Genomic DNA, 25,995 nt, shown 5'->3' on the forward strand with positions numbered 1-25,995 from the left:
ATGCGCTACTTACCGATCTGCCGATTGTCGACGTACCGGATCGCGATTGGCCGTCCGGCCAACGCGCCGCCGAGTCCGCCAGTGAATTTCAGCGGCAGACATGCCTGCAGCGATGCGTTGATGGCATTGAGATAGGTCGTGCGGGTGCCGGCCGGCACGCCCGCGGTCGCGTATGTGAGGCGCGGCGGGCCGATCAGGCCACCGGCCTTGTTGAAGCTGAAGCGCACCGACATCTGCATGCCGGCGCGCGCATTGTCCGAGGGCGGCGACCAGCAGCTGCGCAGCTCGGCAAAGAGATCGCCGATCGTGTCGAGATCGTGATCAGGCTTCCGGTATTTGGCGCGGTCCGGCTCGGACGGCACGCTCTCGATCGTGAGCTGGAGGTTCTGGCCGTAGGGGTAATCGATCTCGGGAATGCAGGGGCCGGGCTCGAGCGGGCTGCAATAGGATGGCGTGCATGGCCGGCCGTCCAGCACGCTGCACGGCTCGTGCGAAAACGGGATCGGGTTGATCTGGCGGGGCCGCGCGTCGGCGGCGCCCACGGCCAAGAAGGTCAGCAACAGAACCAAGATTGCGCGCAGCATTGAGAAGCACCGCGATGAGCGACCGCAATCATGTTGGGAGATCTTGGAGCGGCTTCAAGCCTACCTTGTGTTCACATGCGCGCGTTCGAACGCGGTGTCGTCGCCCGGCTTGCCGTCTTCGCTAAAGCTACGCCGGCCCAACACCGAAAGCCCGGCGAAGCCTTGGCGGAGCCGGGACCGGGCGACCCAGTACTCCGAGACGGATGTGATTAAATCGAGAGGCCGCGGCGTACTGGATGCCCCGGTCAAGCCGGGGCATGACAGTGGAGGGTGTGGCTGCGTAGCGGAGGGTGTGGCTGCGGCAGCCGGGCGCGCGGCCATCCTACCCCTTCTTCTTGACGTCCTTGACGTTGGTGAACTCGATGCCCTCGGCGCGTTCCCTGGTGTAGCCGAGATAGAACTCGTTTCGCGCCAGATACACGGGATCGCCGTCGACATCGTCGGCGATGCTCGAGGTGTTGGCGGCGATGAAGGTGTCGAGCTTCTTGCGATCCTCCGAGGAGACCCAGCGCGCGAGCTGGAACTCGCTCACCTCGAACTCGACCGGCAGCGAATATTCGGCCTCGAGCCGGGCCTTCAGCACGTCGAGCTGGAGCGCGCCGACGACGCCGACCAGCGCGGGCGCGCCGTCGCGCGGACGGAACACCTGGACCACGCCCTCCTCCGACATCTGCTGGAGCGCTTCCTTCAGCTTCTTCGCTTTCATCGCGTCGGTGAGACGGACGCGGCGGACGATTTCCGGCGCAAAGCTCGGCACGCCGACGAAGTTGAAATCCTCGCCCTCGGTCAGCGTGTCGCCGATGCGCAGCGTGCCGTGATTGGGAATGCCGACCACGTCGCCGGCAAAGGCCTCATCAGCGACCGAACGATCCTGCGCGAAGAAGAATTGCGGACTCGACAGCGGCATGCTCTTGCCGGTGCGCACCAGCTTCGCCTTCATGCCGCGGCTGAGCTTGCCCGAACAGAGCCGCGCAAACGCAATGCGGTCGCGATGGTTGGGATCCATGTTGGCCTGGATCTTGAACACGAAGGCGCTCATGCGCGGATCGGTGGCCTCGACCTTGCGCTGGTCGCTGTCCTGCGCGCGCGGCTCGGGCGCGAACTTGCCGAGGCCTTCCAGCAAGTCGCCGACGCCGAAATTGCGCAGCGCGCTGCCGAAATACACCGGCGTCAAATGACCCTCGCGGAATGCTTCGAGCTCGAACGGTTTTGACGCTTCGGTGACGAGCTCGAGCTCGTCCTTCACCGCCGACGCGTCGAGGTTCGCATTGAGCTTGGCGAGTTCTTCGATCTCGATCTGCTGCGCTGCGCCGGTCTTGGCGCCGCCGCCTTCGAGCAGGCGCACGCCGCCATTGACAACGTCATAGGTTCCGAGGAAGTCGCGGCCGCGGCCGACCGGCCAGGTCATCGGCGTGGTGTCGAGCGCCAGCGTCTTCTCGATCTCGTCGAGCAGCTCGAAGACGTCGCGGCTCTCGCGGTCCATCTTGTTGATGAAGGTGATGATCGGGATATCCCGAAGACGACACACCTCGAACAGCTTCCGGGTGCGCGCCTCGATGCCCTTGGCGGCGTCGATCACCATCACGGCGGAATCGACCGCCGTCAGCGTGCGATAGGTGTCTTCCGAAAAGTCCTCGTGGCCCGGCGTGTCCAGCAGGTTGAAGACGAGGCCTTCGAACTCGAAGGTCATCACCGAGGTCACGACCGAGATGCCGCGCTCGCGCTCGATCTTCATCCAGTCCGAGCGCGTGTTGCGCCGCTCGCCCTTGGCCTTGACCTGGCCGGCGAGGTTAATGGCGCCGCCGAACAGCAGCAGCTTCTCGGTCAGCGTGGTCTTGCCGGCGTCGGGGTGGGAGATGATCGCAAAGGTCCGCCGCCGCGACACTTCAGCGGCAAGCGGAGAACGGGCCGGCGATTCGGCTGCGGTGGTGGCGATGTCGGACATGGCGGGAGCGTTTGGCAGGGAAAATGGGCCTGATCAAGCCTCATTTGGTGATTGCGGAGCCCTCCGGCCAGCCCCATATCGGCCTTTGGGAGGGACGGCTCTCCCTTTCATAGGTCATTGCCTGCGGGGACGGCCCTGCCTTGCACGGAGGGTCGTCATGGCCTGGAGCATCTTGTTCGTCGCCGGTCTTCTCGAGATCACCTGGGCGATCGGCCTGAAATATACCGAGGGCTTTAGCAAGTTTGTTCCGTCGGTCGTCACGCTCGCGGCCATGGCCGGCAGCATCATCCTGCTCGGGGTTGCTCTCAAATCACTGCCCGTCGGAACCGCCTACGCAGTCTGGACCGGAATCGGCGCGGTCGGCACCGCGACGCTGGGCATCATCCTGTTCGGTGAGCCCGCGACAGCTTTCCGGCTCGCCAGCATCGCCTTGATCATCGCCGGAATTATCGGATTGAAGCTCGTTACTTGACGATCTGGACCGCCCACCAGCTCAGCGCGGCCACGATTGCCGCGGCCGGGATCGTGATCACCCAGGCATAGACGATCGAGCTCGCGACATTCCAGCGCACCGCCGAGACACGGCGCGCCGCGCCGACGCCGACGATCGCGCCGGTGATGGTGTGGGTGGTCGAGACGGGAACGCCGAGGAAGGTCGCCATGAACAGGGTCGCAGCGCCGCCGGTCTCGGCGCAAAAGCCCTGCATCGGGGTCAATTTGGTGATGCGCAGGCCCATGGTGCGGACGATGCGCCAACCACCCATCAGCGTGCCCAGCGCCATCGCGGCCTGGCAGGACAGCACCACCCAGAACGGTACGGAGAATTCGCTGCCGAGATGGCCCTGCGAATAGAGCAGCACCGCGATGATGCCCATGGTCTTCTGGGCATCATTGCCGCCATGGCCGAGCGAATAGAGCGAGGCGGAGGCGAATTGCAGGATGCGGAAGGCGCGGTCGACCGCGAACGGTGTCGAGCGCACTGAGGCCCAGGACACGATCGCCACCAGCATCATCGCGAGCAGGAAGCCGACCAGCGGCGACAGCACGATCGCCAGCACCGTCTTGGACAACCCGCTCCACACCGCCGCCGAAATGCCCGCCTTGGCCATGCCGCCACCGACGAGGCCGCCGATCAGCGCATGCGACGACGAGGACGGGATGCCGAGCGCCCAGGTCACGATGTTCCAGACGATGGCCCCGACCAGGGCCGCGAAGATCACCTGGGCGTCGACGATCGAGGGATCGATGATGCCGGTGCCGATGGTCTGGGCGACGTGCAGCCCGAACACCATGAAGGCGACGAAATTGAAGAATGCGGCCCAGAACACCGCGAATTGGGGCCGCAGCACGCGGGTCGAGACGATGGTCGCGATCGAATTGGCGGCGTCATGCAGGCCGTTCAGGAAATCGAACAGCAGCGCGACGGCGATCAAGCCGACCAGGACGGGAAAACCCAACGCAGCATCCACGGCGCGGCCCCTGCCTTAAAGCTTACGCATGATTTGAGCGGAAAACCGCTGCACACTTTTCCGCATCATGCGCTACACTTGCTCGATGACGATGCTGTTGATCTCGTTGGCGACGTCATCAAAGCGGTCGGCAACCTTTTCGAGATGGTCGTAGATCTCGACACCGACGATGAAGTCCATCGCGTTGCCGTTGCGATGCTTGAGGAACAGCTCCTTCAGCCCGATGTCGTGGAGATCGTCGACACGGCCCTCCAGCTTGCCCAGCTCTTCCGTGATCGCGCTCAGCATGGCGACGTTCGGGCCGATCGACTGCATCAGCGGCAGCGCGCGTCCCACCAGATTGGCGCATTCGATCAGAAGCCCGCCGATCTCGCGCATCGGCGGCTCGAAGGCGCGGACCTCGAACAGCATCACGGCCTTCGCCGTCTGCTGCATCTGGTCGATGGCGTCATCCATCGAGGTGATCAGGTTCTTGATGTCACCGCGGTCGAACGGGGTGATGAAGGTACGGCGCACTGCCGTCAGCACCTCGCGGGTGATGTTGTCGGCGTCGTTCTCGAACTGATTGACGCGCTGGCAATAGACCGGCGTCTCCTCGCCCCCGTTGAGCATGCCCTGGAGCGCGATCGAGCCCTGGATCACAGTCTGGGCATGACGGTCGAACAGGTCGAAGAACCGTTCTTCCTTGGGCAGGAAAGCACGAAACCATCGCATCATGGGGACAGGCTACCGGTTGGAAATGGCCCGGCCCGGGAGGGCCGTCATGAAACTGTCATAGACCATTTTCGATCCACGCGCGTGTCATCTCGCGCCCGCGGAGCCGGGTCATCCACCGCTTTCAAGCGACTGGTAAATCGATTTAAAATCAGCTACTTAGAGCGATCGCCGGAAGTAATGCGCGATTTCACCGATGACGCCGCGGCGGAAGGTGAGCACGCAGATCACGAAGATCCCACCCTGGATCACCGTCACCCACTGGCCGAAGCCCGCCAGATATTGCTGCATGGCGATGATCACGAAGGCGCCGATCACGGGACCGAAAATGGTTCCGAGACCGCCGACCAGCGTCATCAGCACGACTTCGCCCGACATCGACCAGTGCACGTCGGTGAGCGAGGCGTTCTGCGCCACGAATACTTTCAGCGCCCCGGCAAAGCCGGCCAGCGTGCCCGACAGGATGAAGGCCAGGAACTTGTACTGGTCGGTGCGGTAGCCGAGCGAGATCGCCCGCTGCTCGTTCTCACGGATCGACTTCAGGACCTCGCCGAATGGCGAGTTGATGATGCGGAAGATCAAGAGGAAGCCGGCGAGGAAGCCGATCAGCACGACGTAATAAAGCACCGTCGGCTTGGACAGATCGAACACGCCGAACATGTGACCTTGCGGGATGCCCTGGATGCCGTCCTCGCCGTGGGTGAACGGCGCCTGGAGGTAGATGAAGTAGAGGAGCTGCGACAGCGCCAGGGTGATCATCGAGAAATAGATGCCCTGGCGGCGGATCGAGATGTAGCCCGTGATGATCGACAGCACGAACGCCGCGGCGATGCCGACGAGAATGCCGAGCTCGGGCGGCAGCGCCCACACCTTCAGCGCATGCGCACTACAATAGCCCGCGGTTCCCAGGAACATGGCGTGGCCGAACGACAGCAGCCCGCCATAGCCGACCAGCAGATTGAAGGCGCAGGCGAGCAGCGCAAAGCACAGCGCCTGCATCACGAAGAACGGATAGACTCCCGTGAACGGCACCGCCGCCAACAGCAGGGCCATCACCACGAACACGATCATCTCGTCGCGCATGGCGCGAGGGGTTGTCGGCAGCGTGTCGTCCGTCAGGGTCGTCATGTCAGGCTGCCCTTCCCGTCAATCCCGTTGGCTTCACCAAGAGCACCAGCACCATCAGCACGAACACGACGGTGTTGGAGGCCTCGGGGTAGAAATACTTGGTCAGGCCCTCGATCACGCCGAGCGCAAAGCCGGTGATGATGGAGCCCATGATCGATCCCATGCCGCCGATCACGACCACCGCGAACACGACGATGATGAGGTCCGCGCCCATCAGCGGTCGCACCTGGTTGATCGGCGCCGACAGCACGCCCGCGAGCGCGGCAAGGCCGACACCGAGACCGTAAGTCAGCGTGATCATGCGCGGTACGTTGATGCCGAAGGCGCGCACCAGCGTCGGGTTTTCAGTGGCGGCGCGCAGGTATGCCCCGAGCTGGGTCTTCTCGATCAGGAACCAGGTCGCAAGGCACACCGCCAGCGAGAACACGACGACCCAGCCGCGATAGACGGGTAAGAACATGAAGCCGAGATTCATGCCGCCCCTGAGCTGGTCCGGAATGGCATAAGGCAGACCGGAGGAGCCGAAGTAGTTCTGGAACACGCCCTGCACGATCAGCGCAATGCCGAAGGTCAGGAGCAGGCCGTAGAGATGATCGAGCCCGGTCAGCCATTGCAGCATGGTCCGCTCAAGGATCATGCCGAAGATGCCGACGATGATGGGCGCGAGCAGCAACGCCCACCAATAGTTGATGCCGCCGAGGCTCAACAGGAAATAGGCGACGAACGCGCCCATCATGTAGAGCGCACCATGGGCGAAATTGATGATGTTGAGCATGCCGAAGATCACGGCAAGCCCGAGACTGAGCAGCGCGTAGAACGAGCCGTTGATCAGTCCCACCAGTAGCTGAGCGTATAGAGCCTGCATCGATCGATCTCGTACCCAGTCCCGTTTTGTTGACGACGGTGCCCGCCAGCGGACGCTGTCGGTACTACTTCTTCACCAGCGGACAGGCGCTTTCCGAAAGCGGCCTGAAAGCCTGGTCTGCCGCCGTCGTGCCGATCAGCTTGTAGTAGTCCCACGGCCCCTTGGATTCCTCGGGCTTCTTGACCTCGAACAGATAGGCGGGATGGAGCTTGCGGCCGTCCGCGCGGATCGTGCCCTTGCCGAACAGTGGATCGTCCGTCGGAATTTCCTTCATCTTGGCGACGACCTTGGCGCCATCGTGCGGATTGCCACCCAACGCTTCCAGCGTCTTGAAATAATGGATCAGGCCCGAATAGACGCCGGCCTGCACCATCGAAGGCATCGCCTTGTTCTTCATCTTTTCGGAGAAACGCTTGGAGAAGGCCCGGGTGCCGTCGTTCAAATCCCAATAGAAGGTTTCGGTGAAGTTCAGCCCCTGCGCCACTTTCAATCCGAGCGCATGGACGTCGGTGATGAACAGCAGAAGCCCGGCGAGCTTCTGGCCGCCTGCAACGATGCCGAATTCCGCCGCCTGCTTGATCGTGTTGGTGGTGTCGCCACCGGCGTTCGCCATACCGATGATCTTCGCTTTCGACGCCTGCGCCTGCAGGAGGAACGAGGAGAAGTCCGCGGTATTGAGCGGATGCTTGACGCTCCCGATCACCTTGCCGCCTGATTTGACCACCACCGCAGCGGTGTCGCGCTCGAGCGCGTGACCAAAGGCGTAGTCGGCGGTCAGAAAGTACCAGGTGTCGCCGCCGGCCTTCACCAGCGCCTGTCCCGTGCTGTTGGCCAGCATGTAGGTGTCGTAGACCCAGTGGATCGTGTTCGGCGAACATTGCGCGTTTGTCAGATCGGACGTCGCCGCACCCGTGTCGATCAGAATCGAATTCTTTTCCCTGACGACATTGTTCACCGCCAGCGCCACGCCGGAGTTCAGCACGTCCATGAAGACGTCGACCTTCTCGACATCGATCCACTGCCGCGCGATCGCGGTGCCAATGTCGGGCTTGTTCTGATGGTCGGCGGAGATGAGATCGACCTTCCAACCCTTGGCTGCAAGCCCGGAATCCTCGATCGCCATCTGCGCGGCCAGCGTCGAGCCGGGACCTCCAAGGTCGGCGTAGAGCCCGGAGTTGTCGGTGAGCACGCCGATCTTGATGGTCTTGTCCTGCGCTATCGCGCCGCTTGTCGCGGCAAGTGCCAGCGCGGTGCCGAGCAAAAATGAAGCGATCGACCGGGTGTTCATGCGGCTTCCCTCTCTAAGTATTCTCGTTGGTTCTAACTTCTTTGGCAGTTCTAGACGCCGAGATAGGTGTGGAGCTTGTCCATGTTGGCGGCAAGCTCGGCGTTGGAAAAACCGTCAATGATCTTGCCGTGCTCGACCACGTAATAGCGGTCGGCGACGGTCGATGCGAAACGGAAGTTCTGCTCGACCAGGAGGATGGTGAAGCCCTCCTTCTTGAGCCGTGCAATGGTGTGGCCGATCTGCTGGATGATGACGGGCGCAAGGCCCTCGGTCGGCTCGTCCAGCATCAGGAAGCTCGCGCCGGTGCGCAGGATGCGCGCGATCGCGAGCATCTGCTGCTCGCCGCCCGACAGCTTGGTGCCCTGGCTGTTGAGCCGCTCCTTCAGGTTCGGGAACAGGTCGAAGATCTGATCGAGCGGCAGCCCGCCTTCGCGGACCACCGGCGGCAGCATCAGATTCTCCCGCACGTCGAGGCTGGAGAATATGCCCCGCTCCTCGGGGCAGAACGCGATGCCCATGCGCGCGATCTTGTCGGAGGTCGCGCGGATGATGTCCTGGTTGTTGAACTTCACCGAGCCCGAGCGCTTGCCGATGATGCCCATGATCGACTTCAACGTGGTCGTCTTGCCGGCGCCGTTGCGCCCGAGCAGGGTGACGACCTCGCCCGCACTCACGTCGAAGTTGATCCCGTGCAGGATGTGAGACTCGCCGTACCAGGCTTCGAGGTTGCGGACTTGAAGGATGTTTCCGCCGGTCGCAGCCTTTGCCGGAGCCTGGGCGATCGCAGTGTCAGGCATGACCGGCTCCCAGATAGGCTTCCTTGACGCGCTCGTCCTTGGTGAGCTCGGAGTAATGGCCTTGCGCGAGCACCTGCCCGCGCGTCAGCACGGTGATGATGTCGGAGAGATTGGCCACGACGCTCAAATTATGCTCGACCATCAGAATGGTATATTTCGCGGAGATGCGCTTGATCAGCGCCGCGATCTTGTCGATGTCCTCGTGACCCATGCCGGCCATCGGCTCGTCCAGCAGCATCATCTCGGGGTCGAGCGCGAGCGTGGTTGCGATCTCTAGTGCGCGCTTGCGCCCGTAGGGCATCTCGACCGCGGGCGTATTGGCAAACTCGCTGAGGCCGACATCGTTCAACAGCTCGCGCGCGCGATCGTTGAAGCGGTTGAGCACGGACTTGGAACGCCAGAAGTCGAACGAAGAGCCGTGCTGGCGCTGAAGTGCGACGCGGACGTTTTCCAGCGCCGTGAGATGCGGAAACACGGCCGAAATCTGGAAGGAGCGAACCAGGCCCATACGGGCCACATCCGCCGGCGCCATCGCAGTGATGTCCTGCCCCTTGTACAGGATCTTTCCGGCAGACGGTTTAAGGAACTTGGTCAAAAGATTGAAGCACGTCGTCTTGCCGGCGCCGTTCGGCCCGATCAACGCATGAATGCTCCCACGGCGAACCTTGAGCGCAACGTCGCGGACGGCGAAGAAGCCCGCGAACTCCTTGGTCAAGCCTTCCGTTTCGAGAATGAACTCATCGGCCAAACAGATTTCCCCCTGCCCGCGCGTGCCGCGCGTGGCTGTCCTTGTTGACTTCGGCTTTCCGGAGGCCTTGGAGCCCATTCGGAACGCCGCCTCCCGGCGCGGAATATGCCGGAGGTGACGGGGGTTAGGCAAGGCGGAAAGCTGAGCAGATCAGGCCTCCGGCTGGGATACAAATGCTCCCTTAGTCGGAGATGCTTTGATGTCGTGCCTGCCCGGCCTCCCGGTTCGCGAAGCACCGGTCATCAAGCCGTCGTTAACGGTCTTTCGTCTCCCGCGCCAGCCTTCATAGAAAATTTTCCCGCGGCGAGGATCATGTGCGGGTTTTGACATGCCGGGAATATTGTTTTGGATTTCGCAAGCACCGCGCCCTCCGTCGTCAAGTCGATCAGGCAGCGTGATCTCCTGAACACGTGGCTGCGACTTTATGCGCGCCAGCAGGTCGCACCGGCGATCTGGGAGTACCAGCCTGCGCGACTCGAGGAAGAGCTGTCCGATCTCATCTATTACACGGTGGACAATTCGACGCCGACGCCGCACCTGACCATCCAGAGCGAAGGCACGCGCATCTCGCGCGCTTATGGAAATACCGGCAAGGGCACCCTGCTGCACGACTATGTCGGACCGCGGCTCGCGCCCTTCGTGATGCCGATCTATCACGAATGCGTCGCGCGCGCGCTTCCGATCTATAGCGTTGCCGACATCGATGACATCTACGGTCGCATCGTCGCCTATGAACGGCTGCTGCTGCCGTTCCTGACCGAGGACAAGGTCAGCCACGTCATCGCGTCGGTGAAGACCTTCTGCGAAGACGGCGGCTTCGAGATCAAGAATCTGATGCGCGGAAATGACGCGCCGCCGCGTCCGAGGCTGCGGGCCGTAATTGACCGCGACCTCTTTCATCGTGCGCCCGGCCGCATCGCAGCGGCCGATGTGGTCGAGCTCGCCGATCAGCCCGGGCCAAGCATCACCGCCGAGATCATCGAGCTAAGCTAGCGCGCCTTTGCTCCAACGTTCTTGGCCGCGATTTCCTTGGTATAAATGTCGGGCTTGAAGCCGACCAGCAGCTTGCCGCCGATTTCCAGCACCGGCCGCTTGATCATTGATGGTTGCGCTAGCATCAACGCCAGCGCCTTCTTCTCACCGAGGCCTTCCTTGTCGGAATCGGAGAGCTTCTTGAAGGTCGTGCCGGCGCGATTGAGCAACGTCTCCCAGCCGACCTTGTCACTCCACTGCTTGAGCTTGTCCTTCTCGACTCCCGCCGTCTTGTAGTCGTGAAACTCGTAAGGCACGCCATGGCTGTCGAGCCAGGTGCGCGCCTTTTTCATGGTGTCGCAGTTCTTGATACCGTAGATGATGTTGGGCAAGTCGTTCCTCGCGCATGCGTCGTATCGTGACCGCCGCGTTGTACGAAACTCCGGTTCGCGCGACAATATTGCGAACGACGCCACTTCCCGAACGGATAGATCATGCACGTCACCCACGATCCCGCGGCCGCCGCCTCGCCGACCATCGACTTCAACAGCTTTCTTGCGGTCGATATCCGCGTCGGCACCATCGTCGACGCCAAGCCGTTCCCGGAGGCGCGCAAACCGGCCTGGCGGCTATGGATCGACTTCGGTCCTGTGATCGGCGTCCGCAAGAGCTCGGCGCAGATCACCGAAAATCATCCGATCGAGTCGCTGGTCGGGCTGCAGGTCGCGGCCGTCGTCAATTTCCCGCCGCGCCAGATCGGCCCGGTCGTATCCGAGGTGCTGACACTCGGTTTCCCCGATGCTGCCGGCAAGGTCGTACTGGTGCAGCCAAGCAAGCCCGTGCCGAACGGCGGACGGCTGTTCTAGCGGCACACGATCAAGGACCGGGCCGCCGCCTCTGTCGGCGTCCCGCAACGACTCAATCCGCTTTTTCACGGCGTCGGGAGGTCCGGACTTGACCGAAACATCTTTTGGCAATAAAAATGACTGACTAGTCATTTTTTATTTGGATCGGCTTGTCTTGGCTTTCATTGGCCGATTACTAAAACGATCGATCGGTCAGCTATTTAAGGGACCACCAAATGCCCAAGATCAGCGACAAGCAACGCGAAGGCCGGCGCCAGCAGATCCTCGAAGCTGCCCTCGCCTGCTTCGCTGAAGACGGTTTTCACCAGACCGGCATGGCCGACATCGTCAAGCGATCCGGACTGAGCCATGGCGCGGTCTATCTCTACTTCCAGAGCAAGGACGATCTGATCGAAGCGCTCGCCGATGACCGGCACCGCCGCGAAGCCGTGCTCAACTCGGTCGCGCAAGGATCGGGCGATCCGATCGAAGGACTTCACGCGCTGGTCCGCGTCTATGCGCAATGGCTCACCGATCCCACCGGCGAAGCGCGGCGTCGCGTCGGCATCCATGGCTGGGCCGAGGCGCTGCGCAACCGCCGCGTCCGTACCAGCGTCGTCGAGGGCATCGACATGCCTCGCGCGCTGATCGTCGCACTCATCGAGCGTGGCCAGCATGCCGGCCTCATCAAGCGCGACCTCAGTGCGGACGCGATCGCGCGCGTGCTGATCGCGATCTTCCAGGGTTTTGTGCTGCAAAAGTGCTGGGGCGAGGATGTTGACGTCGAGGCCTGCATGGCAGCCGTGACCGGCGTGATCGAGGGCTTTCGCGCGACCAAGTCTGATATGAAGCGACGAACCAGGACGTGAGCGATGTCCTGGATTAACGACCTCCTCGCTGGCGCCGGTGTCGGCCTCGTCGGCGGGCTGACATCGGGCTTCATGGGCGTGAGCCCGGGTGGCGGCCTCGTGATCTTCTCCGTCCTGCTGCTCGGCGCCGAGCAGCACGTCGCGCAGGGCACGTCGCTGATCGCGCAGGTGCCTCCGACGGGCCTTGCGGGCGTGCGCCGCTACTGGCAGAGCGGCAAGCGCAGCCGGTTGCCATGGATCGGCTGGATCGGCCTCGGATTCCTGATCGGTGGCGCCGGCGGCGGTTACGCCGCGGCCGCGGTCTCCGACTCGGTCCTGCAATGGACTTATGTCGTGTACCTCGTCGCGCTGATCGCTCTGCTGATCCTGCGCCGCGAGCGGAAGGACGCGAGCAACGAGGCCGGCGACCGCAATGATCTGCCCTGGCTACCCCTGCTTCTGATCGGCATGCTTGCCGGATTTTCGTCCGGCTTCATGGGCATCGGCGGAGGCCTCGCGATCACCGTCGGCCTCGCCGCGGGTCTTCGCGTCCCGCAGCATCAGGCGCAACTCGTCAGCCTCATCTTCTCGGTGATCCCGACCAACATTCCGGCCGCCTGGATCTACTGGAGCAAGGGCTTGATGGTCGGCTGGCCCGCCATCATCGGCATTTTGGCCGGACTCTGGATCGGCACCGATCTCGGCGCACGCGCGGCCAATGGCGTCAGCAAATCGCTGCTGCGCCGGATGATGATCGGCTTCGTCGCATTGATGGCGCTCTACATGAGTTACAAGGCGCTGTTCTAGCCTCACGGCCGCTTCGGAATATTCAGCCCTCGCTGCACCGCCGGACGCGCAAGGCCCCGTTCGAGCCAGGCACCGACCGACTTGAACTGGCTGAATGCGACGAGATCGCCGGCGCCGTAGAAGCCGATGAGATTGCGCACCCAGCCGAGCATGGAGATGTCGGCGATCGTGAAGTCGTCATCCATGAACCATTGCCGACCGGCGAGATGCGTCTCCATCACGCCGAGCAGGCGCTTGGACTCGTCCACGTAGCGTTCGAGCGGCCGCTTGTCCTCGAACTCCTTGCCGGCGAATTTGTGGAAGAAGCCGACCTGGCCGAACATCGGCCCGATGCCGCCCATCTGGAAATGCACCCACTGGATGGTCTGGTAGCGGCGTGCGGCGTCTTCCGGCAGAAGCTTGCCGGTCTTCTCAGCGAGGTATTGCAGGATCGCGCCGGACTCGAACAGCGGCAGCGGCCTGCCGCCGGGGCCGTTGGGATCGAGAATCGCCGGGATCTTGCCGTTCGGATTGAGCGAGAGGAATTCGGTCGTCTTCTGGTCGTCCTTGCCGAAATCGACAAGATGGACTTCGTAGGGCAATCCGATCTCCTTCAGCATGATCGAGACCTTGACGCCGTTCGGCGTCGGCAGCGAATAGAGCTGAAGCAGTTCGGGATGTTTCGCCGGCCAACGTTTGGTGATGGGAAAAGCAGATAGAGCGGACATCGGGACCTTTGATGCATGGACTGAGGCGTGCTCAATCTAGGCAGGACGCCGTGCGGCGCAAGTCACTATTCGTCCCTGCGAGGTCCCTGCGAGCCCTCGCTTATGGCGGCAGCGTTGCCATCGCCACGACCGGAGTCATTGCGTCGTGTTGCAGTCGGTACTCGATGAACCGTTGACCCGTGATCAACAGCAGAGCCGTAAAGGCAATCGCCAGCATCGCGGTCGCCAATTGGCAGACGTCGTACATGGTGTTTTGTCCCTCAACAGTCATTGGCCAACGACCGTTCAAGGACCATGTTCCTCGCCCGCTTGAAAATATTGCCGCTTTTTCCCACTCCCCGAGACAAGGCCATCGCACTGTTCCAACCGCCCGCGCAGGGACCATTGAGGCTTCCAAGCGTTATCGCCGGATGAGCATCGAGAAGCGCGCCCTGCTCGACCATGCTGAGCGGTGTCGCCGTGTCGCCGGCGAACTCGCGCATAACGCTGCCGCGCGGCGGTTGCAGTCAATGGCCGAGGAGTACGAGGAGAGAGCAGCAAGACTGGACGACGATGGCGTTGATGTGAAGCAGAGCCATGCCCGTCGCTGCCACGCGGGAGACGGAAGCGATCGCGAGGGCCACGGAGGCCTCAATAGTTGATCTCCATTCTCAGCCCCCGCGGATCGATCTCGTCGTCGCCGACACGTTGCGTGCTATCGCGCGCCGCGACCGCGCAGGCGCAGGCATCGATGAGATCATCGCGGCCGATACCGGTGCGGTAGCGAAGCGTCAACCATTTCGGCAGGCGCGTGAATCCGCGCTGCTCCAGGAGCGCGATGCGCTGTTCGCGGCCTTGCGCCGATGTCTTCTTCGCAAGATGGACTCGTCCTGCCAGATTCCAGAAAATCAATTCCGGATGGGCTTCGCCGATGCTGGCTTGACGCGCCGGCGTCATGATCGCGTCGACGTCCCTAATCTTGTCTCTGATGTTCCAGAGCTGCGCGGACACGCCCCTGCCCTCGCCCTCATGCGCCCAATAATGGCGATTGGCCGCCGCCATATCCGGAAACGTCCAGAGGTCGCGGCGCGCGCCGAGAAATACGGCAGGCCCGATCAATTCGCGTGCACGCAGATCGCAAGCGCGATAGCCGCTCGGATTCAACCCGATCGGCATGTCGATCATCGCACGCGCATGCGGCATCGCGAGCAGGCGCGTCAGGCCCGGTGAATAATCGAAGCCGTGATCGCCGCGCTCATCGATCCAGGCCGCGACCCAACCGAAGCGAAATCCATCGAGACCGAGATAGGTTGGCACGTCGTGCGTCCGTCATTTCCAATTTCTCACGCGCGCCGCTTGACGCCCGCAAGTTGCGGGCGTATGTCCCGCGCCCTCGCGATCACTTCCGTTCGCGAAAACAGTGAACCCAGTGATGAAGCACAGCTACGAAAGATTTGCGCGACTGTCGAATGGCCTGCGGCCAATCGATTGCGCCTGCCCGGCTCATGGGAGCGATCTTGCCTGACCGCAAGATCGACACTCCACTTCTCACGGACCCTCCCGAGCCTGCCGCTCCGGAGGGTTTTTTGTTGCCCGCCGCGCGGCCCATTCAGACATCCCGGCAATGGCCGGAACCGGAGACCCGGATCCCGGGGCTCGCGCAAACGATGCGCGTGCCAAACCGCCTGGACTCGCGTCAGCGGCTTCTCTGAGGCGCCCCGGTTGCGTGGATCGCTGCGTCGGAGACGGCGTTTAATTGATGCGCAACGACAACGACCCCGGACGCGGGACTGCGCCCCGGGGCCAAGCAGGACTCAAGGCCATGCGACGACCCGATCCCTACACGGAACGCGCCCGCGAGCTCTGCCTCGCCGCCGGCATCGATCCCGACTCGCGCGTCGGCGAAGGACGCGGCCAGCCGGCCTGGTGCTCGTACCGGGACGCCGCGCGCAAGGAGCAGCTCGCCCGCGAGGCCAACACCGCCGCGAGCGAGATCGCGAACCTGCGTCCGCAGGAGGCGCGCTTCCAGAACGCGCCGCTGAAGATCTTCGGCCCGCATGAGGAGGCGACCGTGGCGCAGATGCGCAACTGCATGGCGGTCGGCAATGTCGTATCCGGCGTGATCTGCGCCGATGGCCATCTCGGCTACGCCCAGCCGGTCGGCGGGGTCATCGCCTACGAGAAGCAGATCAGCATCTCCGGCGTCGGCTTCGACATCGGCTGCGGCAACATGGCCGCAAAGCTCGACACGCGCTTCGACGACATCGCCAACATCGTGCCCACGATCATCCGCGACGTCGCCAAGACAATCTCGTTCGGTGTCGGCCGCGCCAATGCCGAGCGGGCCGAGCACGCGCTGTTCGACGACGGCGATGCCTGGCGCGAGAGCGACATGGAGGCCTACCGTCAGAAGGCGATGAGCCAGCTCGGCACGGTCGGATCGGGCAATCACTATGTCGACCTCATGCGTGACGAGGAAGGCTTTGTCTGGATCGGCGTCCACTTCGGAAGCCGCGGCCTCGGACACACCTCCGCGACGCGCTACCTCAAGGCCGCCGGCGGCAAGGATGGCATGAACGTCCCGCCCGCCGTGGTCGACGAGGAGTCCGAGCTCGGCCGCCGCTACATCGCGGCGATGCATCTCGCCGGGCGTTACGCCTATGCGGGTCGCGAGTGGGTCGTCGAGCGAGTCCGCCAGATCATCGGCGGCAGCGTGATCGAGAGCGTGCACAACCACCACAATTACGCCTGGCGTGAGACCCACGAGGGCAAGGATCTGTGGGTGGTGCGCAAGGGCGCGACGCCGGCGTTTCCCGGCCAGAAGGGATTCGTCGGCGGCTCGATGGGCGACGATGCCGTCATCCTCGAAGGCGTCGACAGTCCGGAGGCCAAGGCTTCGCTGTACTCGACCGTGCACGGCGCCGGCCGCCTGTTCGGACGACGAGAGGCGAAGCGGCGCTTCTCGCGCGCGGAAATGGACCGATGGCTGAGCGAGCGCGGCGTCACCCTTGTTGGTGCCGACCTCGATGAGAGCCCGATGGCCTATCGCCGCCTGCCGGACGTGCTGGCGCAGCACGCCGGCACCGTGCGGGTGCTGCACACGCTGCGGCCGTTCGCCGTCGCCATGGCCGGCGAAGGCGAGTTCGATCCGTGGAAGGACTGACGCAAACAGCGAGTGGGAGGTAAGCTCCCCACTCGCAACACTTTCGTGTCTTTGCCCGGTGACGCGTTGCGCCGTGTCTCATCTCGTCAGATATTCGCGCGTCAGGGCGCGGGCGCGATGCAGGCGGGCCTTGACGGTCTGCCTGGAAGCTCCGAGCGCGGCGGCGATCTCGTCGATGGTCATTTCCTTGACGTCGCGCATCAGGGCGACATCGCGATAGTGCGGCGGCAGGCCTCGAAGGCGGCGGCCACATCGAGCCGCAGATCGGCTTCCGGGCGAGCCAGCAGCGCCGCCTCCGCCTCGCCGTCGTCGATCGCCGGCGCAAGGCCTGCCTTGCGCGCGAGCCGCAGGCATTCGCGGCGGACCGCGCTGAACAGCCAGGCCGAAAACGCCAGCAGCGAGCGGATCGTCCCGACATGGCGGAACAGGATCCACATCGCTTCCTGCGTCGCATCCTCGGCATCGGCCGAGCTGCGGCAGGTCGCCCGCGCATAGCGGCGGATGTCGGGCTGTGCCGTCTCCAGCAGACACGCGATCGCCTGGGGGTCGCCGAGCCGCGCGGCCTCGAACAGATTTGGCGAGATCGCAGCCGCGCTCACGATGTCCCTCCCTTGCCGATGCCGGCCATCGCGCACATCGGGCAATAGCCGACGAGGCCGGTCACTGCTAAGCGCGCGCCGCCGAGCGCGACCAGCCACGCCGCGGAGCCGGCGAGATAGACCAACGCTGCGACCGCGACCCCGATACCCAAGACGACCCGCACCACCTGATGCGGGCCGCCGATGTTCTTCCTGTAAAATCCCATCACATCCTCCGATATGGGCCGAGACTGATCGTCTCGACCATCTAGAGGGCGCGATCCCCAAAAAGGATTCGCAGCGTCGGAAGATTTTTTCGGGATCAGCCTCCGGCCGCCTGATAAGCTAGGCGCTTGAACTCGAAGAAGAAGGGATTCCAGAATCCCATGTAGCGCTGGGCCATCAGCACGCCGGCGGTGTTGGCCTCAGGGCAGATCCACCAATGGGTGCCAGCAAGCCCGCCCCACTGGAATTCGCCAATCGAATTCGGCGGATCGAACGACGTCGGTGCGAAGGTGACGGCACCGCCGAGGCCAAAGCCCTTGCCGGGGATCGGCCCGAGATTGGCGAAGCGGATGGTCTGGCCGGCGGGCAGTTGGTTCGTCATCATCTGCCGCAGCGTCTCCGGCTTCAGCAGCGCATCAGAACCGGGCAGCAGCGCGCGCACCAGCGCCAGCATGTCGGCCAAGGTCGAGACCAGACCGCCGCCGCCGGACAACCGCGGCAACGGCCGCCGATAGGCCTGAGGATAAGGCAGATGATCGGCCCGCGTGAGGCCGGGCTTCATCGGATCAAGCACATCAGCGCCGTTATAGAGTGCGACCAGCCTGCCCTGCTGCGCTTCCGGCACGTGGAAGCCGGTATCGATCATGCCGAGCGGATCGAAGATGCGCGCCTTGAGGAAGGCGTCGAGCGGCTGGCCGGAGACGACCTCGACGACACGGCCGAGCACGTCGGTCGCCACCGAATATTCCCAGCCGGTGCCGGGATGATAGGACAACGGCAGATCGGCAAGCCGGTCGATCATGTCGGCGAGCGGCGTCAGCGGATTGAGCACGCGCGCCTCGTTGTAGCCTTTGAACAGCACCGTGCCGGGATCGAAGATGCCGTAGCTGAGCCCGGACGTGTGGGTCAGCAGCTGGCGGATCGTGATCGCGCTCCTCGCCGGCTCGACATCGCTAAGGCTCGCAGCACCCGGCTTCAACACCTTGCGATGGCCGAGCTGCGGCAGAAATTTCTCGACGGCATCATCGAGCCCGACGCGGCCTTCCTCGACCAGCAGCATGATGGCGCAGGTGATGAAGATCTTGGTGTTGGAGAAGGCGCGGAAGATGTGGTCGGGCCGCAGCGCAGTGCTGCTCTCGCGGTCGGCGAACCCGACGCATTGCTGGTCGACGACATCGCGGCCCCGCAGCACCGCCCAGGATGCACCCGGGATGATCTCCTGATCGACGTAACGCTGCATCGCCGTCCGTGCGGCGGAAAAATCTGGTGTCCTGGCGTCCATGTGTTTTCCCCAATGATCGTCGGGTCGGATATAGCGGGAATTCGCGGGAAATGAAGATCCCCCGCGAGCGCTATCCTCCCTTCATGAACGCAGTGACATGCAGGCGACGCCGAATCCGCATGCCCTGCCGCTCGTACAGCGCAATCGCAGACGTATTCTTGGTAAACACGTGCAGGAACGGAAATTCGCCGCGGGCCTCGATCTGCCGCGCGACCGTCGCGAGCAGCGCCTGCGCATAGCCGCGCCCGCGATGATCAGGGTGGACGCAGACGGCCGTCATCTCCGTGAAATTGCCTGGCTTCATCCGCTCGCCGGCCATCGCGATCAGTTCGCCGCCGGCACGGATGCCGAAGAACGTGCCGAGTTCGTGCGTGCGCAGCGCGAATGGACCGGGCTTGGTCAGCTCGGTCAGCGCCATCATGGCAGGCACGTCGGCGGGCCCCAGCGTGACGATCTCGGCATCGCGGAGCGGACTGTCGGCCGGCGATCCGATCATCTGCTCGCCGCTCTCGGCGAGCACGACCTTGAAGCCGGCGGGGACATCGACGGGCTCCGGCGTGAACAATGCAGCGACCTGCGAGCCCGACATGAGATCACCGAGCGCGGCGAAGCTCGCCGCCGACATGTCGACCATGTCGGCAAAGGGCGTCATGTCCACGGGATAGCGCAGCGCGCGCGGGCCGCCTTCGGCCAGATGTTTCTGGCTGGTTGTCAGCGCGCTCCAAATCGGACGATCCAGCAGCGCCACATCGCTGTCGGACACCGGCCTAGTCCTTGTCGAAGCTGACGATCACCGCCGCATTGGCGATGAGAATGGGGTCGTTGGCCACTTCCGTGGCCGAGGGAATCTCCAGCCCGCCCTTGACTGCGTTGACGGTCACCGTGCCGTAAGGCAGCTCCTTGGCGACCGCTTCCTTGTCGACGGCTTCCGGATTCGGCACGCCGATCGTGACGTCGACGTACATGTCGTTCGCGGTCTTGCCGATCATCCGGAAAAATCCGAGGCTCGAATGCCTGATCGCGTCCGACACCGCCCGCTTCGCCGCCTTGGTGGCGTCCCTGCCGTGGACGTCGACGCCCATGCCCATCTCGGTGACACAACGAACGCGAGTCATTTCCTGATTCCTGTCATTGGTTTGGTGATTGAGAGTGTCGGCGATCGGAGATCGCGACACAAGTGAGATCCTCACGTTGGTAGGAGGTCTCAGCCGAAAGCTCCGTCATTGCGAGCGCAGCGAAGCAATCCAGACTGTGGCCGCGGAAAGATTCTGGATTGCTTCGCTGCGCTCGCAATGACGAGTGTGGTGAGAGCATCGACTCACGCCTTCGATTTCTCATGCGCCCGCAGCTCGTCGACAAGCACGCGCACGTTCTCCGAATAATCGATTGGGATCGAGACCAGGTGCACGCCGCCCTCCTTGAAGGCCGCCTCCAGCGTCGGGCCGAAGCTGTCGATGCTCGCGATACGATGCCCCTTGGCGCCGTAGGCCTTCGCATAGACGACAAAGTCCGGATTTCCAAAGGTCATGCCGTAATCGGCAAAATGATCGACCGCCTGCTTCCAGCGGATCATGCCATAGGCGTTGTCCTCGAGCACCAGCACGACGAGATTGAGCTTGAGGCGAACGGCGGTCTCCATCTCCTGGCTGTTCATCATGAAGCCGCCGTCGCCGGCGACCGCGAGCACGCGGCGGTCCGGATGGAGCATCGCGGCCATCATCGCCGACGGCAGGCCGGCACCCATCGTCGCCAGCGCGTTGTCGAGCAGCAGCGTGTTGGCGACACGGGTGCGGTAATTCCGCGCGAACCAGATCTTGTACATGCCGTTGTCGAGCGCGACGATGCCGTTCTCCGGGATCACTTGGCGGATCTCGTGCACGATCCGCTGCGGCGTCGGCGGCCAGCGCGCCTCGGTGGCGCGATCGCCGATGTGACTGAGGATCTCTTCGCGCAACGGCAAGAGCGCCGCCGCCTGCGGCAGCTTGCCTTCGAGCCGGTCGGCGAGCAGCTCCAGGCTCGGGCCGACGTCGCCGACGACCTCGGCGTCGGGAAAATAGACCAGCTCGACGCTCGCCGGCGTGTAGCTCACGTGAATCACCTTCGGCCCCGCCGGCCCCATGATGAAAGGCGGCTTCTCGACGGGGTCGTGGCCGATCGCGACGATCAGGTCGGCGGCATCGATCGCGTCATGGACGTAGTCGCGTTCGGACAGCGCGGCAGTCCCCATATAGAGATTGGTGCCGCCGGGCACGGTGCCCTTGCCCATCTGCGTGGTGAAGAAGGGAATGCCGGTCCGCCGCACGAAGCTTGCGATGCCATGCGTCGACCGCGGACGGCTGGTCGCAGCGCCCATCATCACCAGCGGACGCTTTGCGGTCAGGATCATCTCGGCGGCCCGATCGAGCGCGGCGCGATGGGCGACCGGAATTTCGATCGGGTGAACCGGAATGACCGGCGCGGCGGGCACTTCATCGCCGGCGATATCCTCGGGCAATTCGAGATGCACCGGCCCTGGCCGCTCTTCCATCGCGACGCGAAAGGCATCGCGCACCACGGTCGGGATGCTGGAGGCGCTGACGATCTGCCGCGACAATTTCGTCAGCGGCTTCATGGTCGCGACCACGTCGACGATCTGGAATCGCGCCTGCCGGCTGCTCATGATCGGCTTCTGCCCGGTGATCAGGATCATCGGCATCGCGCCGAGATGCGCATAGGCCGCGCCGGTCGACAGATTGAGTGCGCCAGGCCCAAGCGTCGACAGACATACGCCGGGCTTGCCGGTCAACCGCCCATGCGTGGCGGCCATGAAGGCGGCGGCCTGCTCGTGGCGGGTCAAGACCAGCTCGATCCTGGAGGTGCGGAGCGATTCGACGAGATCGAGATTCTCCTCCCCGGGGACACCGAAGATGCGGTCGACGCCCTCGTTCTCCAGCGCTGCGACAAACAGGTCCGATCCTTTGACTTTGCGATCCTGTCCGCTCATGTTGTCCCCGCTTGCTGTGCTGACTCCTGCATGTCACAGGAAGGGCCTATGGTAGCGGCTCGCGCTGCGGACACAACTCACAAAGCGGCGCGCGACCGCTTTAACATCGTCATGCGAGCGCAGCGAAGCACTCCAGACTTTTTCGGCGGATAGATTTCTGGATTGCTTCGCTGCACTCGCAATGACGGAGTTGTCGAGTGGCGGCATACCTCCCTCTCGTGTCCCGGACGCGCTGCAACGCTCTTGGCGTTGCAGCGCGTCCGGGACCCAGCAGGCCGCGCACTCGCTGATGCATGGGCCCCGGCTCTGCAGCGCATCACTTCGTGCTGCGCAGCGTCCGGGGCACGAGACCGTTACGGCGCGCAGCGCAGTCCGAGGTTTTCTGATTTCCCTTCGCTCCATCCGCGTTGCGAATCTCTTCTGCGAGCTCAGGCGCGCTGCCCTTCCCGGCTCGAAGTTCCTCGCCCAACAAATCAGCACCAAATGGCCGCATATGAGTCCGCAACCTTTGGCGGCGTGGAGGATTCATGGTCAGCGACTCTTCTGTCGCGATCTCAACTGCCAACCTCAAAGGAGTTCACATGGCTCTTCTCGGAAACCTGCTCGGCACGGTCGATGGCCTGCTTGGAACAGCAACGGGTGCGCTGTCAGGCGTCGCCGATGCAGGTGGAAGTGCAACGGCCGGCGCCAGCGGCTCGGTCGATCTGTCCCACACGCTCGATGTGGGAGCGCTGATCGAGACCAACCCCAGCATCGACGTGTCCGCGCCCGGGCTTGCGGGAACCGGCGGCATCGACGCATCGATCTCCGCGCCGACCGCGGTCGGCCTTAGTGCGGACGTCGGCCATCTCGATGTCGGTGGCCTCCTCCACGGTCTGGTCTGAGTAGCAATTCCCCAATGACCGATAGTGACGTGGGGCCTCGGCCCCACGTCACGCCATGCGTAGCCGCCAGCGCCCCGGCGCAGGCTCTTTTGACACCTTAAGGACATTCAGATGGCGGCAGCGCTCTTGACGGTCGCGGACGAGGCGGCGGAGCAGCCCTATCGTCGCGGCGACGACGTGCGCGAGGCGCTGAAGAAGCTCTGGCCACACTTTCTCTGGGCCGGACTGTTCTCGAGCGCGATCAACCTGCTCTACCTCTCTTCACCGCTCTATCTGATGCAGGTCTATAACCGCGTCCTGCTCAATGAAAACATCTCCACGCTCGTTCTGCTCACCCTCATCCTCGCCATCGCGCTTCTGACCATGGCAGGCCTCGACGCCGTCCGCGCCTGGATCCTGATCCGCTGCGGCATACGGCTCGACATGGAGCTGTCGACGCGCGTGTTCGAAGCGCTGGTGGTACGATCGGCCGAGCGCGGCGCCTCGCGTGGCGCCCAGCAGCTGCGCGATCTCGACCAGCTCCGCACCTTCGTGACGGGCTCCGGCATTTATTTTGCGTTCGACTTGCCCTGGATTCCGATCTATCTGCTGCTGCTGTTCTTCATCCATCCCCTGCTCGGCCTCGTCGCCACCATCGGCGCGCTGTTGCTGCTGGGGCTCGCAGGCGTGAACGAGGTCCTGACCCGCAATCCCATGAAGCAGGCCGAGGCGTCCGGCAACCAGTCCTACGTCTTCACCGAGAATGTGCTGCGCCACGCCGACGTGATCCGCGCCATGGGCATGCAGCCGGCGGTCGAACGCAACTGGCAGAGCCAGCGCTCCGCGATGCTGGTGCAGCAGGCGGTCGCCAGCGACAAGAATGCGGTGATGACCTCGTCGATCCGGTTCTTCCGCCTGCTGCTGCAATCCCTCATGCTCGGCGCCGGCGCCTGGCTCGCCATCGACCATGCCATCACGCCCGCGACCATTTTTGCGGCCAGCATCGTCATGGGCCGTGCGCTGGTCCCGGTCGAGCAAGCGGTCGGCACCTGGAAGCAGTTCATCGGCGCGCGCGACGCCTACACGCAGGTGCGCGACCTGCTCGCCACCATCGACCTCTCTACCCCGCAGACGATCGTGCCGAAGCAGCGCAACACGGTCGAGGTGCGCGAGCTGGTCTGCGAATTGCCGTCACGGCCCGAACCGGTGCTGAAAGGCCTGTCCTTCGAGCTCGCGGGCGGGAAGGCGCTCGGCATCGTCGGGCCGAGCGGCTCGGGAAAGAGCACGCTGGCGCGCCTCCTGGTCGGCGCGATGGCACCCGCTGCCGGACGGCTGCGCTTCGGCGGGCTCGACTACAATCACTGGGATCCCGTCGAATTCGGCCGTCATGTCGGCTATTTGCCGCAGGATGTCGGCCTGTTCGCCGGCACCGTACGCGAAAACATCGCGCGGTTCGGCGATGCCTCGACCGACGAGATCATCGAAGCTGCCGTTCGCGCCGGCATTCACGACATGGTGCTCGACCTGCCCCGGCAGTACGACACGCGGCTCGGCGTCGGCGGCGTCGGTCTCTCCGGCGGCCAGCGGCAGCGGCTCGGCCTCGCGCGCGCCCTGCTCGGCCGCCCGCCGCTGCTGGTGCTGGATGAGCCCAACGCCAATCTCGATGGGCCCGGCGAAGAGGCGCTGAAGGCCGCGCTGCTCAGCGCCAAGGCCGACGGCGCAGCCGTCATCGTCATCACTCACCGCACCACGATCCTCGACATCGTCGACGTCATGATGGTGCTGCGAAGCGGCATGCTCGACATGCTCGGCCCGCCCGGCGAGGTCTATCAGGCCTTGCAGCAGCAGGCCGCCGCACGGGCGGCCGCATCATGAGCACGCTCGGTGCAACCTATATCGCCGACCGCGAGCGCGCCCATTACGCGCGGCCGGGACGGCCCGCCCTGGTCGGCGCGATCGTGGTCGGCGCATTCGCTTCGGCCATGACGTTGTGGGGCACACTCGCCCCGATCTCGGGCGCGGCCATCGCCAGCGGCAATCTCCAGGTCGAGGGACGACGCCAGAGCGTGCAGCATCCCTATGGCGGCGTGATCCGCCAGCTTCTGGTCCGCGACGGCGCTCACGTCGAAAAGGGGCAGCTACTGCTCGTGCTCGACGACAGTGATCGCCGCGCCAAGCTCGACGTGCTGGTCGCCGACCGCGACGCCTCGCGCGCGGCGCAAGCGCGGCTGATGGCCGAGCGCGACGGCCAGGCCGCGCCGGAGTTCGGCGTCGATCCGAAGGATGCAAGGCCCGCGCTGCGCCAGGCGATGGCGAACGAGATTGCGATGATGGCCGCGCGAAAGCACCAGTTCGAAGCGGAGACCGCCGTGCTCCGGCGCAAGATCGCCGAGCTGAACGCGCAGATCGACGGCACTCAGGCGCAGCTCACCGGCGCCGAGAAGCAACGCGAATTGCTCTCTGACGAGATGACCGGTGCGCAGCATCTGTATGAACAGGGCTACACGCCGAAGACGCGAATCCTGGCCTTGCAGCGCGAGGACGCCAAGCTCCAGGCCGACATCGGCGCGCAGCGTGCCAGTATCGCCGGCATGCAGCAGCAGATCGCGCAGAACGAGGCCGAGATCGCCAAGGCCGAGCGTGCCCGGATGAGCGAGATCACCGATCAGCTGCGCTCGACCGAAAACAAGCTGGCCGAGCTCGCCCCGAAGATCGACGCCGCGACCGACGTCGTCACCCGTACGCAAATCCGCGCGCCTGCGACCGGATCCGTGGTCGGGCTCGACGTGTTCACCGAAGGCGGCGTGATCCAGCCCGGCGCAAAGCTCATGGACATCGTGCCGTCGGACAATCCGCTGATCGCGGATGCGCAACTCAAGCTGTCCGACATCAACGACGTCACGGTCGGCCGCCGCGCCGAAATCCGGTTGACCGGCGTCAACTATGTCGAGCGGCCCCGCCTCTACGGCACCGTGCGAACGGTCTCTGCCGACCGCGTCACCAACGACAAGGCCGGCGGCCCCGGCTATTACGCCGTCGAAGTCTCGCTGGAGCCGGAGGACGTCAAGAAGTCGCGCATCGAATTGCAATCGGGCATGCCGGCCGAGGTGATCGTGCCGACGCGGCCGCGCACGCTGTTCGAATATCTGTTCGGGCCGCTGCGCGACGAGCTGACCCGCGCCTTCCGCGAACGCTGACGAGGAAC

Annotated in this window: 27 protein-coding genes and 1 pseudogene; 10 read left to right on the forward strand and 18 right to left on the reverse strand. The window is 64.0% G+C overall.

Going from position 1 to position 25,995, the window contains the following annotated elements; all coding sequences use genetic code 11:
* Nucleotides 1–5: 5 nt before the first annotated feature.
* Both ACR9YP_RS27730 and ACR9YP_RS27735 read right to left on the reverse strand, forming a co-directional pair.
* Nucleotides 6–584: a hypothetical protein gene (locus ACR9YP_RS27730; RefSeq protein ID WP_438108897.1), complete on the reverse strand. Its 579-nt coding sequence runs from the start codon at nt 582–584 to the stop codon at nt 6–8.
* Between the two features lie 322 nt (nt 585–906).
* Nucleotides 907–2,529, reverse strand: a complete 1,623-nt coding sequence (locus tag ACR9YP_RS27735) for a peptide chain release factor 3 (protein ID WP_474217620.1) — start codon at nt 2,527–2,529, stop codon at nt 907–909.
* A 157-nt stretch (nt 2,530–2,686) separates the two neighbouring features.
* Between ACR9YP_RS27735 and sugE the strand changes: the two genes are divergently transcribed.
* Nucleotides 2,687–3,001, forward strand: coding sequence for a quaternary ammonium compound efflux SMR transporter SugE (gene sugE / locus ACR9YP_RS27740; protein ID WP_091894991.1), 315 nt, complete (start codon nt 2,687–2,689; stop codon nt 2,999–3,001).
* On the opposite strand, the gene ACR9YP_RS27745 is transcribed toward sugE, so the two are convergent.
* From ACR9YP_RS27745 to ACR9YP_RS27775, 7 genes are all read right to left on the reverse strand, one after another.
* The gene (locus tag ACR9YP_RS27745) at nt 2,994–3,998 is read right to left on the reverse strand and encodes an inorganic phosphate transporter (protein ID WP_370986882.1); all 1,005 of its coding nucleotides are present in this window, start codon (nt 3,996–3,998) and stop codon (nt 2,994–2,996) included. The genes sugE and ACR9YP_RS27745 overlap by 8 nt on opposite strands.
* Nucleotides 3,999–4,070: 72 nt before the next feature.
* Nucleotides 4,071–4,715 carry a DUF47 domain-containing protein gene (locus tag ACR9YP_RS27750; RefSeq protein WP_091894987.1) on the reverse strand — a complete coding sequence of 215 codons (645 nt, stop codon included), beginning with the start codon at nt 4,713–4,715 and terminating at the stop codon, nt 4,071–4,073.
* 156 nt (nt 4,716–4,871) lie between these two features.
* The gene (locus ACR9YP_RS27755; protein ID WP_438108901.1) at nt 4,872–5,840 is read right to left on the reverse strand and encodes a branched-chain amino acid ABC transporter permease; all 969 of its coding nucleotides are present in this window, start codon (nt 5,838–5,840) and stop codon (nt 4,872–4,874) included.
* Nucleotide 5,841: 1 nt separating this feature from the next.
* The gene (locus tag ACR9YP_RS27760; protein WP_370986880.1) at nt 5,842–6,705 is read right to left on the reverse strand and encodes a branched-chain amino acid ABC transporter permease; all 864 of its coding nucleotides are present in this window, start codon (nt 6,703–6,705) and stop codon (nt 5,842–5,844) included.
* A 64-nt stretch (nt 6,706–6,769) separates the two neighbouring features.
* Complete coding sequence (locus ACR9YP_RS27765) at nt 6,770–7,993, reverse strand: ABC transporter substrate-binding protein (protein WP_474217621.1); 1,224 nt, start codon at nt 7,991–7,993, stop codon at nt 6,770–6,772.
* A gap of 50 nt (nt 7,994–8,043) precedes the next feature.
* Nucleotides 8,044–8,790 carry an ABC transporter ATP-binding protein gene (locus ACR9YP_RS27770; protein WP_474217623.1) on the reverse strand — a complete coding sequence of 249 codons (747 nt, stop codon included), beginning with the start codon at nt 8,788–8,790 and terminating at the stop codon, nt 8,044–8,046.
* Nucleotides 8,783–9,538, reverse strand: coding sequence for an ABC transporter ATP-binding protein (locus ACR9YP_RS27775; protein ID WP_008551999.1), 756 nt, complete (start codon nt 9,536–9,538; stop codon nt 8,783–8,785). Before ACR9YP_RS27775 ends, ACR9YP_RS27770 begins: the two co-directional genes overlap by 8 nt.
* 345 nt (nt 9,539–9,883) lie before the next feature.
* Here ACR9YP_RS27775 and ACR9YP_RS27780 point away from each other — a divergent pair, with 345 nt between their 5' ends.
* Nucleotides 9,884–10,531 carry a hypothetical protein gene (locus ACR9YP_RS27780; protein WP_438108903.1) on the forward strand — a complete coding sequence of 216 codons (648 nt, stop codon included), beginning with the start codon at nt 9,884–9,886 and terminating at the stop codon, nt 10,529–10,531.
* On the opposite strand, the gene ACR9YP_RS27785 is transcribed toward ACR9YP_RS27780, so the two are convergent.
* Entirely contained in the window at nt 10,528–10,902 is a 375-nt protein-coding gene (locus ACR9YP_RS27785) for an ArsC family reductase (protein ID WP_438108905.1), read from the reverse strand. The two genes, ACR9YP_RS27780 and ACR9YP_RS27785, sit on opposite strands and share 4 nt — an antisense overlap.
* 102 nt (nt 10,903–11,004) lie before the next feature.
* Here ACR9YP_RS27785 and ACR9YP_RS27790 point away from each other — a divergent pair, with 102 nt between their 5' ends.
* The 3 genes from ACR9YP_RS27790 (at nt 11,005) to ACR9YP_RS27800 (ending at nt 13,010) form a co-directional block, all read left to right on the forward strand.
* Nucleotides 11,005–11,376, forward strand: a complete 372-nt coding sequence (locus tag ACR9YP_RS27790; protein WP_438108906.1) for a tRNA-binding protein — start codon at nt 11,005–11,007, stop codon at nt 11,374–11,376.
* A 215-nt stretch (nt 11,377–11,591) separates the two neighbouring features.
* Nucleotides 11,592–12,224, forward strand: a complete 633-nt coding sequence (locus ACR9YP_RS27795; RefSeq protein ID WP_438108907.1) for a TetR/AcrR family transcriptional regulator — start codon at nt 11,592–11,594, stop codon at nt 12,222–12,224.
* Between the two features lie 3 nt (nt 12,225–12,227).
* On the forward strand, nt 12,228–13,010 hold the full coding sequence (locus tag ACR9YP_RS27800; protein WP_438108909.1) for a sulfite exporter TauE/SafE family protein: 783 nt from the start codon (nt 12,228–12,230) through the stop codon (nt 13,008–13,010).
* A gap of 2 nt (nt 13,011–13,012) precedes the next feature.
* Here ACR9YP_RS27800 and ACR9YP_RS27805 read toward each other — a convergent pair whose 3' ends face one another.
* Nucleotides 13,013–13,717 (reverse strand): glutathione S-transferase family protein, encoded by a 705-nt coding sequence (locus ACR9YP_RS27805; RefSeq protein ID WP_438108911.1) that lies wholly within the window; start codon nt 13,715–13,717, stop codon nt 13,013–13,015.
* A gap of 179 nt (nt 13,718–13,896) precedes the next feature.
* Between ACR9YP_RS27805 and ACR9YP_RS27810 the strand changes: the two genes are divergently transcribed.
* Nucleotides 13,897–14,358, forward strand: coding sequence for a hypothetical protein (locus ACR9YP_RS27810; RefSeq protein WP_474217624.1), 462 nt, complete (start codon nt 13,897–13,899; stop codon nt 14,356–14,358).
* Here ACR9YP_RS27810 and ACR9YP_RS27815 read toward each other — a convergent pair.
* The gene (locus ACR9YP_RS27815; protein ID WP_438108915.1) at nt 14,348–15,013 is read right to left on the reverse strand and encodes a DUF429 domain-containing protein; all 666 of its coding nucleotides are present in this window, start codon (nt 15,011–15,013) and stop codon (nt 14,348–14,350) included. The two genes, ACR9YP_RS27810 and ACR9YP_RS27815, sit on opposite strands and share 11 nt — an antisense overlap.
* Before the next feature lie 505 nt (nt 15,014–15,518).
* Between ACR9YP_RS27815 and ACR9YP_RS27820 the strand changes: the two genes are divergently transcribed.
* Nucleotides 15,519–16,859 (forward strand): RtcB family protein, encoded by a 1,341-nt coding sequence (locus ACR9YP_RS27820; RefSeq protein ID WP_438108916.1) that lies wholly within the window; start codon nt 15,519–15,521, stop codon nt 16,857–16,859.
* A 78-nt stretch (nt 16,860–16,937) separates the two neighbouring features.
* On the opposite strand, the pseudogene ACR9YP_RS27825 reads toward ACR9YP_RS27820, so the two are convergent.
* The 6 genes and pseudogenes from ACR9YP_RS27825 to ACR9YP_RS27850 form a co-directional block, all read right to left on the reverse strand.
* Nucleotides 16,938–17,458, reverse strand: a pseudogene (locus tag ACR9YP_RS27825) (RNA polymerase sigma factor).
* Complete coding sequence (locus ACR9YP_RS27830) at nt 17,455–17,664, reverse strand: YgaP family membrane protein (protein ID WP_474217625.1); 210 nt, start codon at nt 17,662–17,664, stop codon at nt 17,455–17,457. Before ACR9YP_RS27830 ends, ACR9YP_RS27825 begins: the two are co-directional and overlap by 4 nt.
* A gap of 95 nt (nt 17,665–17,759) precedes the next feature.
* Complete coding sequence (locus tag ACR9YP_RS27835) at nt 17,760–18,944, reverse strand: serine hydrolase domain-containing protein (RefSeq protein WP_438108920.1); 1,185 nt, start codon at nt 18,942–18,944, stop codon at nt 17,760–17,762.
* Nucleotides 18,945–19,014: 70 nt separating this feature from the next.
* Nucleotides 19,015–19,707, reverse strand: a complete 693-nt coding sequence (locus tag ACR9YP_RS27840; RefSeq protein ID WP_370986870.1) for a GNAT family N-acetyltransferase — start codon at nt 19,705–19,707, stop codon at nt 19,015–19,017.
* Between the two features lie 4 nt (nt 19,708–19,711).
* Nucleotides 19,712–20,059: a Lin0512 family protein gene (locus tag ACR9YP_RS27845; RefSeq protein WP_370986869.1), complete on the reverse strand. Its 348-nt coding sequence runs from the start codon at nt 20,057–20,059 to the stop codon at nt 19,712–19,714.
* A gap of 203 nt (nt 20,060–20,262) precedes the next feature.
* A complete protein-coding gene (locus ACR9YP_RS27850; RefSeq protein WP_438108921.1) occupies nt 20,263–21,927 on the reverse strand; it encodes an acetolactate synthase large subunit in 1,665 nt (554 codons plus the stop codon).
* Between the two features lie 581 nt (nt 21,928–22,508).
* Here ACR9YP_RS27850 and ACR9YP_RS27855 point away from each other — a divergent pair.
* From ACR9YP_RS27855 to ACR9YP_RS27865, 3 genes are all read left to right on the forward strand, one after another.
* Entirely contained in the window at nt 22,509–22,811 is a 303-nt protein-coding gene (locus ACR9YP_RS27855; protein WP_091894953.1) for a hypothetical protein, read from the forward strand.
* Between the two features lie 111 nt (nt 22,812–22,922).
* Complete coding sequence (locus ACR9YP_RS27860) at nt 22,923–24,665, forward strand: type I secretion system permease/ATPase (protein ID WP_438108923.1); 1,743 nt, start codon at nt 22,923–22,925, stop codon at nt 24,663–24,665.
* The gene (locus tag ACR9YP_RS27865) at nt 24,662–25,987 is read left to right on the forward strand and encodes an HlyD family type I secretion periplasmic adaptor subunit (protein WP_474217626.1); all 1,326 of its coding nucleotides are present in this window, start codon (nt 24,662–24,664) and stop codon (nt 25,985–25,987) included. Before ACR9YP_RS27860 ends, ACR9YP_RS27865 begins: the two co-directional genes overlap by 4 nt.
* The last annotated feature ends 8 nt before the right edge of the window (nt 25,988–25,995 follow it).

Source organism: Bradyrhizobium sp. BR14999, assembly GCF_056106085.1.

Bases quoted from the DNA above. Each gene is read 5' to 3' on its own strand.
- ACR9YP_RS27730 (WP_438108897.1), bottom strand. From the start codon at position 584: ATGCTGCGCGCAATCTTGGTTCTGTTGCTGACCTTCTTGGCCGTGGGC.
- ACR9YP_RS27735 (WP_474217620.1), bottom strand. From the start codon at position 2,529: ATGTCCGACATCGCCACCACCGCAGCCGAATCGCCGGCCCGTTCTCCG.
- sugE (WP_091894991.1), top strand. From the start codon at position 2,687: ATGGCCTGGAGCATCTTGTTCGTCGCCGGTCTTCTCGAGATCACCTGG.
- ACR9YP_RS27750 (WP_091894987.1), bottom strand. From the start codon at position 4,715: ATGATGCGATGGTTTCGTGCTTTCCTGCCCAAGGAAGAACGGTTCTTC.
- ACR9YP_RS27755 (WP_438108901.1), bottom strand. From the start codon at position 5,840: ATGACGACCCTGACGGACGACACGCTGCCGACAACCCCTCGCGCCATG.
- ACR9YP_RS27760 (WP_370986880.1), bottom strand. From the start codon at position 6,705: ATGCAGGCTCTATACGCTCAGCTACTGGTGGGACTGATCAACGGCTCG.
- ACR9YP_RS27765 (WP_474217621.1), bottom strand. From the start codon at position 7,993: ATGAACACCCGGTCGATCGCTTCATTTTTGCTCGGCACCGCGCTGGCA.
- ACR9YP_RS27770 (WP_474217623.1), bottom strand. From the start codon at position 8,790: ATGCCTGACACTGCGATCGCCCAGGCTCCGGCAAAGGCTGCGACCGGC.
- ACR9YP_RS27790 (WP_438108906.1), top strand. From the start codon at position 11,005: ATGCACGTCACCCACGATCCCGCGGCCGCCGCCTCGCCGACCATCGAC.
- ACR9YP_RS27795 (WP_438108907.1), top strand. From the start codon at position 11,592: ATGCCCAAGATCAGCGACAAGCAACGCGAAGGCCGGCGCCAGCAGATC.
- ACR9YP_RS27800 (WP_438108909.1), top strand. From the start codon at position 12,228: ATGTCCTGGATTAACGACCTCCTCGCTGGCGCCGGTGTCGGCCTCGTC.
- ACR9YP_RS27805 (WP_438108911.1), bottom strand. From the start codon at position 13,717: ATGTCCGCTCTATCTGCTTTTCCCATCACCAAACGTTGGCCGGCGAAA.
- ACR9YP_RS27820 (WP_438108916.1), top strand. From the start codon at position 15,519: ATGCGACGACCCGATCCCTACACGGAACGCGCCCGCGAGCTCTGCCTC.
- ACR9YP_RS27830 (WP_474217625.1), bottom strand. From the start codon at position 17,664: ATGGGATTTTACAGGAAGAACATCGGCGGCCCGCATCAGGTGGTGCGG.
- ACR9YP_RS27835 (WP_438108920.1), bottom strand. From the start codon at position 18,944: ATGGACGCCAGGACACCAGATTTTTCCGCCGCACGGACGGCGATGCAG.
- ACR9YP_RS27845 (WP_370986869.1), bottom strand. From the start codon at position 20,059: ATGACTCGCGTTCGTTGTGTCACCGAGATGGGCATGGGCGTCGACGTC.
- ACR9YP_RS27850 (WP_438108921.1), bottom strand. From the start codon at position 21,927: ATGAGCGGACAGGATCGCAAAGTCAAAGGATCGGACCTGTTTGTCGCA.
- ACR9YP_RS27855 (WP_091894953.1), top strand. From the start codon at position 22,509: ATGGCTCTTCTCGGAAACCTGCTCGGCACGGTCGATGGCCTGCTTGGA.
- ACR9YP_RS27860 (WP_438108923.1), top strand. From the start codon at position 22,923: ATGGCGGCAGCGCTCTTGACGGTCGCGGACGAGGCGGCGGAGCAGCCC.
- ACR9YP_RS27865 (WP_474217626.1), top strand. From the start codon at position 24,662: ATGAGCACGCTCGGTGCAACCTATATCGCCGACCGCGAGCGCGCCCAT.